Below are 13,505 nucleotides of genomic sequence, written 5' to 3'. Positions count from 1 at the left end.
CAAAAGGCGGGTGCAGCCGCCTGATATGGAGCAAAAGCATGAATCAGTTAACCGCAAAGGGTGTTGTGACAATGTCCAGCCGTGAAATTGCCAGGCTGGTGCAGAGTAAACATGGTGATGTGAAGCGCTCAGCTGAGCGCCTTGCATCTGCTGGTATTTTAACCGCGCCGTTGGCGCACACCCCCTACACACACCCGCAAAACGGGCAAACCTACGAGGAGTATTGGTTCAACAAACGTGATTCTCTGGTGATCGTCGCCAGGCTGTCGCCAGAATTTACCGCCGCTGTTGTCGATCGCTGGCAAGAGCTGGAGAACAGTCAGGCCGTAAGTGTCCCGCAAACATTGCCGGAGGCATTACGTCTCGCCGCGGATCTGGCCGAGCAGAAAGAACAACTTGCCCAGCAGTTAGCCGTTGCCGCGCCGAAAGTTGAGTTTGTCGATCGGTATTGTACTGCCAAAGGCTCAATGTCTTTCCGCCAGGTGGCAAAGCTGTTGCAGGCCAAAGAGACCGATTTCCGCTTGTTCCTCATTGAGAGCGGCATTTTGTACCGGCTCAGTGGAGTGCTGACACCGCGGCACCAGCACATTGCTGCCGGGCGGTTTGAAGTGAAAACTGGCACCACGAGCGAAACAAACTACGCCTTTAGCCAGGCACGTTTTACACCCAAAGGCATAGAGTGGATCGGCGGCCTGTGGACGGCACACATCGCTAAGGGGCATGCCGCGTGAGAGGACTGTTTACAGCCGAGACTGTTCCGCGCCTTGGGCTGGTGGTGTTAAAGCCGGGCAGCGAACTGATGTCTCTGTTTCAACAGGGGCGTGTGCTGGTGGAGCCTCAGCCAAAAAGCATGGCTGGGCTTCTGTCGGGCCTCGTCCCTGATGCCAGGCAGCCGCTGGCAGAAGATAAGTCCCTCGAGGAATTCTTCACCGACGAGAGAGTAATCCGTGCAGCAGGCGGTTTGACCGCGTTGGAATCCTGGTTAGAGCGTAACGTGAAGGAATGCCAGTACCCGCACACTGATTATCACCATCATGAGCTGGTATCGATGCGACATCCCCCCGGCTCAATGTTGCTCTGTTGGCATTGCGATAACCAGCTGCGCGAGCAAACCACCGCGGCGCTGGCAGAACTGGCCCGGCGTAATCTCATTAATTGGCTGATCAGTTCCATCCTGTCTTCGCTTGGCTACAACAACGAGCGTGAACTATCACTCGGTGAATTGTGCTGGTGGGCCATTTACTCAGGCATTGCTGATGCAATCACGGAAAGGATGGCCCAGCTTGCGCTTCGATTACCGGATGAGCCGTTTTTATCCGTATATCGAGAAAGTGACATTGTGCCGATGCCCCCGGCAAAAAGCATTTTGCAGAAGAAGGTCACCCCTGCGGTCACGGCTGCGAAATTAAAGCATGGAGCAAATCAGGAAGTGGCCAATGAACAGCCAAAGGTTCTGGCTCTGCATGCGGATCCTGAATCCCCTGAATCATTCATGTTGCGCCCAAAACACCGCAGGTGGGTGAATGAGGACTATACCCGGTGGGTTAAAACCCAGCCCTGTGAAGGTTGCCGGCGGCCAGCTGATGATCCACACCATGTCATTGGTAACGGCATGAGCGGTACCGCCACTAAAGCCCACGATTTGTTCGTGATCCCTCTGTGCAGAGAGTGTCACGACAAATTACATGCTGATGTTGCAGCGTTCGAGAAAAAACACGGTACCCAGCTGGAGCTGCTATTCCGGTTTATGAATCGAGCGCTGGCGATCGGCGTAATAACAAAAGCGTAATTGTATGGAGCGCTGAGCATAATGAATTTACAAGAACTGGAATATACGCGGATTGAACTGCGCCGCGCGCTGGCGGATTTATCAGGATCGACAAAAGGACAGCTGCAGGCGTTCAGTGAGCATCCACCAGCAGATAAGAATAAATACCCTCGGCACCATCCTGAAATCGTCATGGAGGGTGGTGAAGGTTGTGGAGCGAAGGTTGTAAAAACTCTGGCCACTCCGCTTTATGTTCTTGAGACAAGGAGCCGTCGCCGACCTTTACCGCCTATTAAGGATACGGAGTTCGCTTGTTCAGCATGGCGTCGATCGGTCAATGGTCTGGGGGAGCATTTGCAGGCATGGGTGAGGTACTGCTATGGGTATGACCTGACCTTCCGGTACCAGACGTTAATGTGCCAGTACGTGTGGGAGCAGTTTCAGCGTCAGCATAGCGGCAAAAAAATACAGGGCCGTGTCACTAAAAAACTGATAGGGCTTGTCTGGCTGGCGGCGCAAGAAGTTGCTGCCTCGCGTAATAACGATACCTATCAGGAGTATGCTGGAGCAGCTCTGGCGCGCATGGTCAGCGTTGAGCGTTCCACCTGGCTTAGAGTGTATTCAGGCCACTGGGCGGCTTTCAAAGCGTCGTTTGCTGAAATGGACAGCCAGGCACTAAGCGAAATTTTGACACGGTTCGAAGATTACCAAGAGCTGAAAGTGGCGGAAATGTGAGGTAACTTTCACTAACTCCCTCAATTGGGCTTGCAAAATGCAACAAAATGAGCCATATTTGAAGCTAATTTGATATGTTGCCAAAAGTATATAACCCGCCGATGAGCGGGTTTTTTATTAGATGTTTTTAAAGGAATCTTAAGGGAAGACACTACTCCATTGGAGTTGAGCTCCTGCATCGAAGATTGTTAGCTCTGCGACATCTCTTGGTGTTCTCTTGGCTTTAAAAGCTGGGCTATTTTCGTAAAAGCACTTCATATTTTTCATATAGCGGTATAGCACATCGCCAGAAGCATCATAAATAATAAATGAATCAATATTATGTGTATGAGTCTTGGATTCATTCGGGTCGATGTAACAGACAATGTTTCTTATAGCTTGGCGCACTTGCGCGATACTCTGAAATGACACAACTAGTACCTCCATTTTCTTATGAATACTCTTTATATATCGTCTAGATGCATGTTTTCTTTATGCCAGGTCTTTATTTTTATAAATACGGCAAGTTCTAATTAGAAATTGAGCGCTTCCAGAGAGGGAGCATTTATTTGTGGAAATGGGCGGCTGGTGGGTGTTGTCGCACCCAACCAGCCATTAGCTCATGCTTTCAGGTCACAAGCTAACCAAGGCCCACTGCTTTAGCGCAAAAGCATAGTGAGCCTATCAGAGTTACGCTTACGGATCTATGAAAAATACTGTAAATATAAACAGTGTTGAGCTTATCAACGCTGACTGCCTGCAATACCTCGCAACCCTCCCAGATAACACCATCGACCTTATTGTTACGGATCCGCCTTATTTTAAGGTGAAGCCGAACGGCTGGGATAATCAGTGGAACGGTGACGCCGACTATCTTCGCTGGCTTGATATGTGTCTTGCCCAGTTCTGGAGAGTGCTTAAGCCTGCCGGCAGCCTGTATTTGTTTTCAGGCCACCGACTTGCATCCGATATTGAGATCATGATGCGTGAACGCTTCAACGTCATGAACCACATTATCTGGGCGAAGCCATCAGGGCGCTGGAACGGGTGTAATAAAGAAAGCCTGCGCTCTTACTTCCCCGCGACGGAACGCATCCTTTTCGCTGAGCATTATCAGGGGCCATATAAGCCGAAAAGCGACGGATTTGCTGAGAAAAGCAACGAGGTCAAACAGCACGTCATGGCTCCGTTAATCACCTACTTTCGGGATGCACGAGCCGAACTGGGGGTCACGTCCAGGCAAATAGCTGACGCGACCGGAAAGAAAAATATGGTGTCTCACTGGTTCGGTGCCAGTCAGTGGCAACTACCGAACGAGCAGGATTACGAAAAGCTGCAGAAATTGTTCACTCAGATCGCCATTGAGAAGCACCGCGCCTCTGAACTCAAAGCACCGCATCACCAGCTGGTGGCCACATGGCATTCGTTGAACCGGAAATACCTTGATCTGCTGGAAGAGTACAAATCTCTTCGGCGGCATTTCTCTGTGACAGTAGCCGTGCCCTATACCGACGTCTGGACACATAAACCCGTCCAGTTCTATCCAGGCAAACACCCGTGCGAAAAGCCCGCTGATATGTTGCGGCAAATCATCAACGCCAGCAGCAGGTCCGGCGATGTGGTAGCTGATTTCTTTATGGGCTCGGGATCAACTGTTAAAGCAGCCATTGAGCTGGGCCGCCAGGCTATCGGCGTAGAACTGGAAGAGGAACGTTTCAACCAGACGGTAAGTGAGGTAAGGCAACTGGCAGGGGAATAAAAGCTTGGGTCGCTATCGCGGCCCTTTTTATTACCTCAACTGGACACCCGCAACGTAGCGAGGTGAGAGCATGTATCGAATGGAAAAAATCACGACGGGTATTGCATACGGCGCATCGGGAGGGGGGACCGGATACTGGTTGCTTCAGCTTCTCGATAAAGTCTCCCCATCTCAATGGGCGGCCATTGGTGTGCTCGGTAGCCTCATGTTTGGTTTGCTGACGTGGTTAACGAGTCTGTACTTCCAAATCAAAGCGGATCGCCGCAAAGCTGCGCGGGGTGAATGATGTCGAACAAAGCAAAGCTCAGCGCAGCAGTGCTGGCGCTAATCGCGTCAGGGGCATCTGCTCCACTCATTTTCGACCAATTCATCAGCGAGAAAGAAGGCAATGCGCTGGTGGCCGTTGTTGATCCAGGTGGGGTCTGGTCATTATGTCACGGCGTGACCGTTATCGATGGCAGGCGTGTTGTTAAAGGCATGACGGCCACTGAGGAACAATGCCGGAAGGTTAACGCTATTGAACGCGATAAGGCATTAGCCTGGGTTGATCGCAATATCAAAGTGCCTCTGACAGAGCCACAGAAGGTGGGTATTGCATCCTTCTGCCCGTATAACATCGGCCCCGGTAAATGCTTCCCATCGACCTTCTATAAGCGCGTCAACGCAGGTGACCGCATCGGTGCATGCGAGGCAATCCGCTGGTGGATTAAAGACGGTGGCCGTGATTGTCGTCTAACCAAAGGCCAGAAGTATGGCTGCTATGGCCAGGTTGAGCGACGGGACCAGGAAAGCGCGCTGGCGTGCTGGGGGCTGGACCAGTGAAATTTAATCTTGGTCTTATCGCTATGGGCGTTATAGCTGGTCTGTCAATAGCGCTTGTTAAGAGTTGCGCAGATGCATCAAGCCTACAGAGTGATAACGATGTTCTGCGAAGTGACAACGCTTTGCAAGGGCAGGTGATCGCCACTCAGGCTTTCAACTTTAATCGGTTCAATCAGGTTGCAGAACATGCTAATAGGCTTAACTCCCTGATTGACACCAGCACCGAAGAAACCCTAATCGAATACCGGGAGATTCTCCGCCGTGAAAAAACCTGTGATCTACCTGTTCCTGCTGACATTGCTGGTGGGTTGCTCGAATACGCGTACCGTTTACGTGCCAGCGCCATGCACACCGATTCCGACAGACCTGACGAAGCCGATGATCGTACCGTTGCCGCCAGCGCAATAACTTACTGTCAGGCTGTTTTATGGATTAAGCCGCTGCTGGCCGTAATTGAGAAAGGGAACAATAATTTTGCGGGTATACGGCGGATAGAACAAGAGCGTTAATGATGTTCCCCTAAACAGGGGATGTCATGGAAGACATCCCCATACGGAAAACAGATGTCAGGCAGGCGCCATATGAAACACAGCTTAAAGGATTATCGATAGTCTGGATGAACTCTCGCTAATAAAGTATTTTTTAAAGCTTCATAACTTACACCGACACCAGGCATCATTTCGGCACGTGCTGGAAGGAAAACATCAAGCATTCTGCGATAAATAGCAATTGTTGGCATGTGAGCATTCTTGGTTATATCTTGCTTATTGAAGCGCTCCATCTTCTTCAACATATAAGCAATACTCATTAATCTGCCCTCGTTGTTACCATCAAAACCTGGGAAGGTCACACTATTAATGCCATCGAAATGTCTGACTTCTTCATGTAATTGCCGCTTCTGTGCATCATCTAACTGTTCGTACGTAAATGCCAAGAAGTCGTACATATCTAAGACATCACATACAAATTTTACGTCTTCTGGGGTGTCTTCGTCTGTAGCCAATGACGGAGCATTCCATTCTAAGGCCCATGTGTTATCAGTTGATACCGCCTCCCTGATCAAGTCGGCATCAAAGCTGTTTTTAATTCCAAGTGCTTCATGGATATCACAGAGTAAAAGGATTTGTAACTTTTCAGCTTGTGTGTAGCTCATTGAAATCTCCTTAATAAGTGATGAGGCGATCCCATAGTTATGCGGAACCCAAAGCATGTAAATGAATAAATTCACATCTTATGGATGCGCGATCAAAGAATTGAAAATTAAAGGACTTATATGGAGTTTACTTAACTTGAAAAATGACATTGGTTGATACAGACGTATCTATCTTATTTTGATTCGATGGGTCCTCCCGGCGGGCTGACCTGCCACGGGGCGGCGCGCTCGCGGGAAACGGCTAGTTTTTCGGATCCAGGGTCATCATCATCATGTGCGCAGGTCTTTGATTTAATTAGAGGCCATTTTCGTAAGATGTCGAATCGTTCAAAAAGTGTTCACCATCATGGACCAGGAAATTGCCACTTTAAAACTCAATATCAACCAGCTTGCAGGGATAACCGGCGTACACCGTCAGACGGTTGCCGCGAGGCTGAAAAATGTCGAACCCGCGCCTGGCAGCAACAGCAAATTAAAGCTTTATCTGGTGACTGACATTCTGACAGAACTGATGATCCCTACCGTTTCGGCCAATATCGATGATATGCCCCCCTCTGACAGGCTGTCCCACTGGAAAGCAGAGAACGAGAGGCTGAAGTTCGAACAGGATACGGGGCAGTTAATACCTGCTGATGAAGTGGCGCGAGAATTCTCATTGATGGCGAAAGCCGTCGTCATGGTACTTGAAACCCTCCCGGATGTGCTCGAGCGCGACTGTGCTTTAACGCCTGCTGCGGTTTCGCGCGTTCAAAGCGTTATCGATGATCTGCGTGACCAGATGGCCGAGAGGGTGCAGGACGCTGAAACAGAGGAGGAAGAGCCAGAGGAGGACTGATGGCAAAGCGGGCATCCGCCAGGGGCATCCGCCGCGATGTTTCCGGTATTTTACGTGCCCCGCGTCGTATGCCGGTGGCCGATGCGGTCAGTAATTATATGCGCGTGCCTATGGGGGCGGGAAACTCCGTACCATGGGATCCGGATCTGGCCCCCTATGTTATTGAGCCAATGAACTGCCTGGCATCGCGTGAATATGACGCAGTGGTGTTTGTTGGCCCGGCGCGAACGGGTAAAACAATCGGACTTATTGACGGCTGGATTGTCTATAACATCGTCTGCGATCCGGCAGATATGCTTGTGATTCAGGTATCAGAGGAAAAGGCGCGCGAGCATTCAAAAAAACGTCTGGACCGAACTTTTCGCTGTAGCCCTGAAGTGAAAACCCGGCTGAGCCCAAGGCGTAACGATAATAACGTTTACGATCGTACTTTCCGCGCCGGTAACTATCTGAAACTGGGCTGGCCATCCGTCAACATCATGTCGTCCTCTGACTATAAAAGTGTGGCGCTGACGGATTACGACCGCTTTCCGGAAGATATCGACGGAGAAGGCGACGCTTTTTCACTGGCATCGAAGCGTACCACGACATTCATGTCCTCCGGGATGACGCTGGTTGAGAGCTCGCCCGGGAGGGATATCAGAGACACAAAATGGCGGCGTTCCACGCCCCATGAAGCACCTCCAACTACCGGAATATTATCGCTCTATAACCGTGGCGACCGTCGCCGTCTTTACTGGCCGTGCCCGCATTGCGGCGAATATTTCCAGCCGGAAATGGACAATATGACCGGGTATCGCGACAGCAACGATCCTGTGCTTGCCAGCGAAGCGGCGATTCTACAGTGCCCGGCCTGTAAGGGCAGGATCACACCGGATATGAAGCGTGCGCTTAACATGAAATGTGTGTGGCTCCGCGACGGGCAGAGTATCGACAGTAAAGGCCAGGTAAGCGGTGATGGCCGACGTTCCCGTATTGCCTCCTTCTGGATGGAAGGTCCGGCAGCGGCTTACCAGACCTGGTCGCAGCTTATCTATAAATTCCTGACCGCCGAGCAGGAATATGAATCCACCCGCAGTGAAGAAACCCTGAAGACGGTTATCAACACCGATTTCGGCAGGCCCTATTTGCCGCGGGCCAGCATGGAGCAGCGCAAAAGTGAATTGCTCGAGCAGCGTGCCGAAGATGTCCCTAAACGTTCGGTACCGGATGGCGTGCAGTTTCTCACCGCGACCGTTGACGTACAGGCCGGGCGCAACAGGCGCTTTGTTGTGCAGATTACGGGTTATGGAAGTATGGGTGAGCGCTGGATAGTTGACCGTTACAACATCCGGCATTCGCTGCGCTGCGACGGCAACGGGGAGAGCATTCAGGTGGACCCGGCGAGCTATCCGGAGGACTGGGATCTTTTACTCACCGACGTCTTTGATAAAACGTGGCCGCTCGCGTCTGACCCGTCAAAGGGCATGCGGCTTATGTCGATGGCTGTGGACTCCGGGGGCGAGGACGGCGTGACGGATAATGCCTACAAGTTCTGGCGAAGATGTCGCCGCGAGGGGCTGGGTAAGCGTATCTATCTCTTCAAGGGTGACAGCGTCAGGCGTAGCAAACTTATCCAGCGAACATTTCCTGATAATACAGGCAGATCAACGCGTCGCGCACAGGCAACGGGGGATGTGCCTCTTTATCTTCTCCAGACCGATGCCCTCAAAGACCGGGTGAATAATGCGCTGTGGCGGGATTCACCTGGCCCTGGCTATGTGCATTTTCCCGCCTGGCTGGGCAGCTGGTTCTATGACGAACTGACGTATGAGGAACGCTCGAATGAAGGGAAGTGGAGTAAGCCCGGGCGGGGCGCAAACGAAGCATTCGACCTGCTCGTTTATGCCGACGCGCTCGCCATCCTTAGTGGTTACGAAAAAATCAAATGGCCGTCAGCTCCTGAGTGGGCACGGCGGGAAACGTGGATCGAGGTCACGCAGACGGAAACTGGCGAAATGCCATCCCCGTCGCCTGCGCCGAAATCAAAATCAAAACCAAAACGCGAGAAGCCCGTAACCGAGCAGGCTAATCCGTGGTCTTCGTCAGGAGGTTGGGTGTGAATCCAGCAGATATTCAAAACATGATCGACCGCTACGCCGCAGCCGAGCTGTCTGTTCTGGAGGGTAAATCAATCACTTTCAACGGGCAGCAGATGACGCTCGAAAACCTGTCGGAAATCAGAAAAGGCCGTCAGGAATGGGAGCGCCGACTGGCAACGCTCAATAATAAACGCCGCGGGCGACCCGGCTACAGGCTGGCGAGGTTTGGATGAGTTTTTTAGATGATGCGATTGGCGTGTTTTCGCCAGGCTGGAAAGCCTCACGCCTGCGTGCCCGTGCGGTAATTAAGGCGTATGAGGCGGTTAAGCAAACGCGTACCCACAAAGCCCAGAAAGAAAATCGCTCTGCCGATCAGCTCAGCCAGATGGGGGCGGTTTCACTGAGGCAGCAGGCGCGCTGGTTGGACAACAACCATGATCTGGTGATCGGCGTTTTCGACAAGCTGGAAGAAAGGGTGGTGGGTGCGAAGGGCATCATAGTTGAACCGCATCCGATGCTGAGTAACGGGAAGATCGCTAAAAAGCTGGCCACTGATATCCGCAGAAAGTGGGGCGAATGGTCCGTAAGACCCGATGTCACAACCCAGTTTACCCGCCCCATGCTTGAGCGGCTGATGCTGCGAACGTGGCTCCGGGACGGTGAGGTATTTGCTCAGCTGGTTCGCGGTACCGGAAATGGTCTTCAGCCCGTTGCTGGCGTGCCGTTCTGGCTGGAAGCGCTGGAGCCGGACTTCGTGCCAATGAACAGCGATGCCGCCACCCAGCTCAATCAGGGTGTTTTTGTCGATAACTGGGGGCGGCCTAAAAAATATCAGGTCTATAAAAGCCTGCCGGTGTCCGGGCGTCAGTTCGATACCAAAGAGATAGATGCAGAGAACATGCTTCATCTCAAATTCACCCGGCGCCTGCACCAGACCCGTGGAACGTCTCTTTTGTCAGGTGTCCTGATGCGGCTGAGTGCGCTGAAAGAGTACGAGGACTCTGAGCTGACTGCAGCAAGAATTGCTGCTGCACTCGGCATGTATATCAAAAAAGGCGACGGACAGAGCTTCGAGTCTGATTCCAGCAGCGATGACCGCGAGCTGATGATTCAGCCCGGGATGCTCTATGACGAGCTGCAGGCCGGGGAAGAAATCGGGATGATTAAATCCGATCGCCCGAACCCTAACCTCGAGTCGTTTCGTAATGGACAGCTGCGTGCTGTATCCGCCGGCAGTCGCCTCAGTTTTTCCAGCACATCCAGAAACTACAACGGCACGTACAGTGCCCAGCGGCAGGAGCTTGTCGAGTCAACCGACGGATATCTGATTCTTCAGGACTGGTTCATCGGTTCAGTGACCCGGCCCATGTACCGGGCCTGGCTGAAGATGGCTATTGCTGCCGGAGAAATCAAGCTGCCGAGAGGCATCGATATGGACTCGCTGTATAACGCGGTTTATTCGGGGCCCGTTATGCCGTGGATTGACCCCGTTAAAGAAGCGAATGCCTGGAAAACGCAGATCCGCGGCGGTGCTGCTACTGAATCCGACTGGATACGTGCCAGCGGTCGCAACCCGGATGATGTTAAGTCACGCCGTAAAGCGGAGGTTGACGAGAACCGTGAACAGGGCCTGGTGTTTGACACCGACCCCGCCAATGATAAAGGAGGCACCAGTGCCGAAGCCAGAGAACCGGGCGCGCCACCGTCCGAAAGCCAGCGTAAAAAGTAATTCGTGGTTCCGCATGCAGGCCAGCAATAACAGCGAGGCCGACATTTTTATTTATGACGAAATCGGGTACTGGGGCGTAACGGCGAAACAGTTCGTCAATGATCTCCGGGCACTTGGGGACGTCACCCACATCAACCTTTATATCAACTCACCCGGTGGTGATGTCTTCGACGGCATTGCTATCTATAACGCGCTGAAGCACCACGGCGCGGCGATTACCGTTCATATCGACGGTCTGGCCGCTTCCATGGCGTCGGTGATCGCTATGGTAGGCAATCCGGTCATCATGCCTGAAAACACGATGATGATGATCCATAAGCCATGGGGGTTTGCTGGTGGTGACGCGAGCGATATGCGCGACTATGCGGATCTGCTCGACAAGGTTGAATCCGTGCTTATCCCGGCTTATGCGCAGAAAACCGGAAAATCCACAGAAGAAATTGCGGCAATGCTGGAGGACGAAACCTGGATGAACGGCAGCGAGTGCCTTGAACTGGGTTTTGCCGACCAGGTGACACCATCCCTTCAGGCTATGGCCTGTATTCATTCAAAACGTATTGAGGAATTTGAAAAAATGCCAAAAAGCATTCGCAACATGATCACCCCGCCGCGCAACACTACCCAGCGTGACCCGGTTATTACCCAGTCTCCGGCACCGCAGGCAAAAACAGACCCGGCACCGGATGAAAATGCGATCCGCGCGCAGGTAATGGCTGAGCAGAAAGCCCGCGTTAACGCTATCGGCGATCTTTTTGCCATGTTCGGCAATAAACATATGGAACTGCAGAATCAGTGTGTGGCCGACCCTGATTGTTCCGTCGAAAAGGCGAAAGATTTGCTGCTGGCAGAACTCGGTAAAACGGCCACGCCATCCAATAAAACCACCCAGCCGCATATTCATGCGGGCAACGGTAACTTCGTCGCGGATGGTATTCGCCAGGCACTGATGGCGCGTGCCGGGTTCGAAGGTCCGGAGCGGGATAACGTTTATAACGGTATGACGCTGCGCGAGTATGCGCGTATGGCCCTGACAGAAAAAGGCATCGGTGTGGCCAGCTACAATCCGATGCAGATGGTTGGCCTGGCGCTGACCCACAGCACCTCTGACTTTGGCAACATTCTGCTCGATGTTGCGAACAAAGCGCTGATTCAGGGCTGGGACGAGGCGCAGGAAACCTTCGAGCAGTGGACCAAAAAAGGCCAGCTGTCGGACTTCAAAACGGCGCATCGTGTCGGTATGGGTGGTTTCCCTTCTCTGCGACAGGTTCGCGAAGGGGCGGAGTACAAGTACATCACTACCACTGACAAAGGCGAAACCATCGCGCTTGCCACTTACGGTGAAATCTTCTCTGTAACCCGCCAGGCGATCATCAACGACGATCTTAATCAGCTCACTGACGTACCGATGAAGATGGGGCGCGCGGCGAAAGCAACGATTGGCGATCTGGTCTACGCCATCCTGACCAAAAACCCGAAACTCTCCGACGGCAAGGCGCTGTTCCATGCCGATCACAAGAACCTGAGTTCGGGCGCAATTTCCGTGGCCAGCCTGGATGAATCGCGCAAGCTGATGCGTCTGCAGAAAGAAGGGGAGCGTACCCTGAATATTCGTCCGGCCTACATGCTGGTTCCCGTCAGCCTGGAAACCCTGGCGAATCAGACTATCAAGTCGGCCAGTGTTAAAGGTGCAGATATCAATGCCGGGATCGTTAACCCTATCCAGAACTTTGCAGAAGTCATTGCAGAACCACGTCTGGATGAGGCTGATGCGAAAGCCTGGTATCTGGCTGCCGCGAAGGGCACCGACACCATCGAGGTTGCGTATCTCAACGGCGTCGATACCCCTTACATCGATCAACAGGAAGGCTTCACCACTGATGGTATCGCCACGAAGGTACGTATCGATGCCGGTGTGGCACCGCTGGACTATCGCGGCATGACCAAATCCACTGGTCAGTAAAAACAGCCCTGACAAACAGATGCCCGAAAGGGCTTTTTTTATACCTGAAACCAGCCCCGCAAGGGGCTGAATGGAGAAATTTATGGCTAAGAACTATGCGCAGGACGGGAAAACGATCCCTCTGGTAAACAGTGGTACAACCGACATTCAGAGCGGCGATCCGGTTGTGGTTGGCAAACTTATCGCTGTGGCGATTACTGATATTCCTGTCGGCGATACCGGGGACTGCATTACTGAAGGGGTATTCCTCCTGCCAAAAGTCCCCTCTGATGCAGTTACTGCCGGGGCGCAGGTGTATCTGAAGGACGGCAAAGTCACGATCGAAGAAACGGATGCCGTTGCCGCAGGTATCGCCTGGGAAGAGGCAGGGGCAAGCACCACCGTCGTTGAAGTTAAGATCAATGCCTAACCCCTTTGACCGGATGGCGGCGCGCATGGACGCGGCCACCATAAAAAAGATGGGAAAGACAGCGATCATCAATGGCAGCAGCTATGACGTTGTTCCCGCCGAGCAGCTGGAGGAAATGGGGCCATTGTCGGGAACAGGTACTTCGCTGGTGGTTTTCTCTGAGCTTTACCAGCCACGCCGAAACGACAGTGTCGACTACGACGGTAAGAACCTGACCGTTACCCGCTATGACATGTTCAACGGAAAACCCCGCATCCATCTCGAATGAGGAGGCG

Annotated in this window: 16 protein-coding genes; 14 read left to right on the top strand and 2 right to left on the bottom strand. The window is 52.5% G+C overall.

Going from position 1 to position 13,505, the window contains the following annotated elements; genetic code table 11:
* Positions 1-38: 38 nt before the first annotated feature.
* The 3 genes from L462_RS10130 to L462_RS10140 are packed head-to-tail and all read left to right on the top strand — an operon-like array spanning position 39 to position 2,503.
* Positions 39-731, top strand: coding sequence for a phage antirepressor KilAC domain-containing protein (locus L462_RS10130; protein ID WP_032678775.1), 693 nt, complete (start codon positions 39-41; stop codon positions 729-731).
* Entirely contained in the window at positions 728-1,789 is a 1,062-nt protein-coding gene (locus L462_RS10135) for a DUF968 domain-containing protein (RefSeq protein ID WP_032678774.1), read from the top strand. The genes L462_RS10130 and L462_RS10135 overlap by 4 nt, the downstream gene beginning before the upstream one ends.
* Before the next feature lie 21 nt (positions 1,790-1,810).
* A complete protein-coding gene (locus L462_RS10140) occupies positions 1,811-2,503 on the top strand; it encodes a bacteriophage antitermination protein Q (RefSeq protein ID WP_032678773.1) in 693 nt (230 codons plus the stop codon).
* Between the two features lie 138 nt (positions 2,504-2,641).
* Here L462_RS10140 and L462_RS0123615 read toward each other — a convergent pair whose 3' ends face one another.
* A complete protein-coding gene (locus L462_RS0123615; RefSeq protein WP_155964434.1) occupies positions 2,642-2,914 on the bottom strand; it encodes a hypothetical protein in 273 nt (90 codons plus the stop codon).
* A gap of 274 nt (positions 2,915-3,188) precedes the next feature.
* Here L462_RS0123615 and L462_RS10145 point away from each other — a divergent pair, with 274 nt between their 5' ends.
* From L462_RS10145 to L462_RS10160, 4 genes are all read left to right on the top strand, one after another.
* Positions 3,189-4,241 carry a DNA-methyltransferase gene (locus L462_RS10145; RefSeq protein ID WP_032678771.1) on the top strand — a complete coding sequence of 351 codons (1,053 nt, stop codon included), beginning with the start codon at positions 3,189-3,191 and terminating at the stop codon, positions 4,239-4,241.
* 70 nt (positions 4,242-4,311) lie between these two features.
* Entirely contained in the window at positions 4,312-4,527 is a 216-nt protein-coding gene (locus tag L462_RS10150; protein WP_000286102.1) for a class II holin family protein, read from the top strand.
* Entirely contained in the window at positions 4,527-5,063 is a 537-nt protein-coding gene (locus L462_RS10155; protein WP_032678770.1) for a lysozyme, read from the top strand. Before L462_RS10150 ends, L462_RS10155 begins: the two co-directional genes overlap by 1 nt.
* Entirely contained in the window at positions 5,060-5,572 is a 513-nt protein-coding gene (locus L462_RS10160) for a hypothetical protein (RefSeq protein ID WP_032678769.1), read from the top strand. The genes L462_RS10155 and L462_RS10160 overlap by 4 nt, the downstream gene beginning before the upstream one ends.
* Positions 5,573-5,664: 92 nt before the next feature.
* Here L462_RS10160 and L462_RS10165 read toward each other — a convergent pair whose 3' ends face one another.
* The gene (locus tag L462_RS10165; RefSeq protein WP_032678768.1) at positions 5,665-6,216 is read right to left on the bottom strand and encodes a YfbU family protein; all 552 of its coding nucleotides are present in this window, start codon (positions 6,214-6,216) and stop codon (positions 5,665-5,667) included.
* 346 nt (positions 6,217-6,562) lie between these two features.
* Between L462_RS10165 and L462_RS10170 the strand changes: the two genes are divergently transcribed.
* The 7 genes from L462_RS10170 to L462_RS10200 all read left to right on the top strand — a co-directional run bounded on the left by L462_RS10170 (position 6,563) and on the right by L462_RS10200 (position 13,498).
* The gene (locus L462_RS10170; protein WP_032677922.1) at positions 6,563-7,051 is read left to right on the top strand and encodes a DUF1441 family protein; all 489 of its coding nucleotides are present in this window, start codon (positions 6,563-6,565) and stop codon (positions 7,049-7,051) included.
* Entirely contained in the window at positions 7,051-9,153 is a 2,103-nt protein-coding gene (locus tag L462_RS10175; protein WP_032678767.1) for a phage terminase large subunit family protein, read from the top strand. Before L462_RS10170 ends, L462_RS10175 begins: the two co-directional genes overlap by 1 nt.
* A complete protein-coding gene (locus L462_RS10180; RefSeq protein ID WP_001704123.1) occupies positions 9,150-9,365 on the top strand; it encodes a hypothetical protein in 216 nt (71 codons plus the stop codon). The genes L462_RS10175 and L462_RS10180 overlap by 4 nt, the downstream gene beginning before the upstream one ends.
* Positions 9,362-10,861: a phage portal protein gene (locus L462_RS10185; RefSeq protein ID WP_032678766.1), complete on the top strand. Its 1,500-nt coding sequence runs from the start codon at positions 9,362-9,364 to the stop codon at positions 10,859-10,861. The genes L462_RS10180 and L462_RS10185 overlap by 4 nt, the downstream gene beginning before the upstream one ends.
* Complete coding sequence (locus tag L462_RS10190) at positions 10,806-12,821, top strand: ClpP-like prohead protease/major capsid protein fusion protein (protein ID WP_032678765.1); 2,016 nt, start codon at positions 10,806-10,808, stop codon at positions 12,819-12,821. The genes L462_RS10185 and L462_RS10190 overlap by 56 nt, the downstream gene beginning before the upstream one ends.
* Before the next feature lie 82 nt (positions 12,822-12,903).
* Positions 12,904-13,230 carry a DUF2190 family protein gene (locus L462_RS10195; protein ID WP_032679727.1) on the top strand — a complete coding sequence of 109 codons (327 nt, stop codon included), beginning with the start codon at positions 12,904-12,906 and terminating at the stop codon, positions 13,228-13,230.
* A gap of 25 nt (positions 13,231-13,255) precedes the next feature.
* On the top strand, positions 13,256-13,498 hold the full coding sequence (locus L462_RS10200) for a DNA breaking-rejoining protein (RefSeq protein ID WP_230852446.1): 243 nt from the start codon (positions 13,256-13,258) through the stop codon (positions 13,496-13,498).
* Positions 13,499-13,505: the final 7 nt, after the last annotated feature.

Source organism: Enterobacter sp. BIDMC 26, from assembly GCF_000534435.1.
Lineage (GTDB): Bacteria > Pseudomonadota > Gammaproteobacteria > Enterobacterales > Enterobacteriaceae > Enterobacter > Enterobacter ludwigii.
Note: the sequence above shows the minus strand (reverse complement) of the source record. Positions and strands in the feature narration are given on the sequence as shown.

Excerpts from the sequence above, each read along its gene's own strand:
- L462_RS10130 (WP_032678775.1), top strand. The coding sequence starts at position 39 with ATGAATCAGTTAACCGCAAAGGGTGTTGTGACAATGTCCAGCCGTGAA.
- L462_RS10140 (WP_032678773.1), top strand. The coding sequence starts at position 1,811 with ATGAATTTACAAGAACTGGAATATACGCGGATTGAACTGCGCCGCGCG.
- L462_RS10145 (WP_032678771.1), top strand. The coding sequence starts at position 3,189 with ATGAAAAATACTGTAAATATAAACAGTGTTGAGCTTATCAACGCTGAC.
- L462_RS10150 (WP_000286102.1), top strand. The coding sequence starts at position 4,312 with ATGTATCGAATGGAAAAAATCACGACGGGTATTGCATACGGCGCATCG.
- L462_RS10155 (WP_032678770.1), top strand. The coding sequence starts at position 4,527 with ATGTCGAACAAAGCAAAGCTCAGCGCAGCAGTGCTGGCGCTAATCGCG.
- L462_RS10165 (WP_032678768.1), bottom strand. The coding sequence starts at position 6,216 with ATGAGCTACACACAAGCTGAAAAGTTACAAATCCTTTTACTCTGTGAT.
- L462_RS10170 (WP_032677922.1), top strand. The coding sequence starts at position 6,563 with ATGGACCAGGAAATTGCCACTTTAAAACTCAATATCAACCAGCTTGCA.
- L462_RS10175 (WP_032678767.1), top strand. The coding sequence starts at position 7,051 with ATGGCAAAGCGGGCATCCGCCAGGGGCATCCGCCGCGATGTTTCCGGT.
- L462_RS10185 (WP_032678766.1), top strand. The coding sequence starts at position 9,362 with ATGAGTTTTTTAGATGATGCGATTGGCGTGTTTTCGCCAGGCTGGAAA.
- L462_RS10195 (WP_032679727.1), top strand. The coding sequence starts at position 12,904 with ATGGCTAAGAACTATGCGCAGGACGGGAAAACGATCCCTCTGGTAAAC.
- L462_RS10200 (WP_230852446.1), top strand. The coding sequence starts at position 13,256 with ATGGACGCGGCCACCATAAAAAAGATGGGAAAGACAGCGATCATCAAT.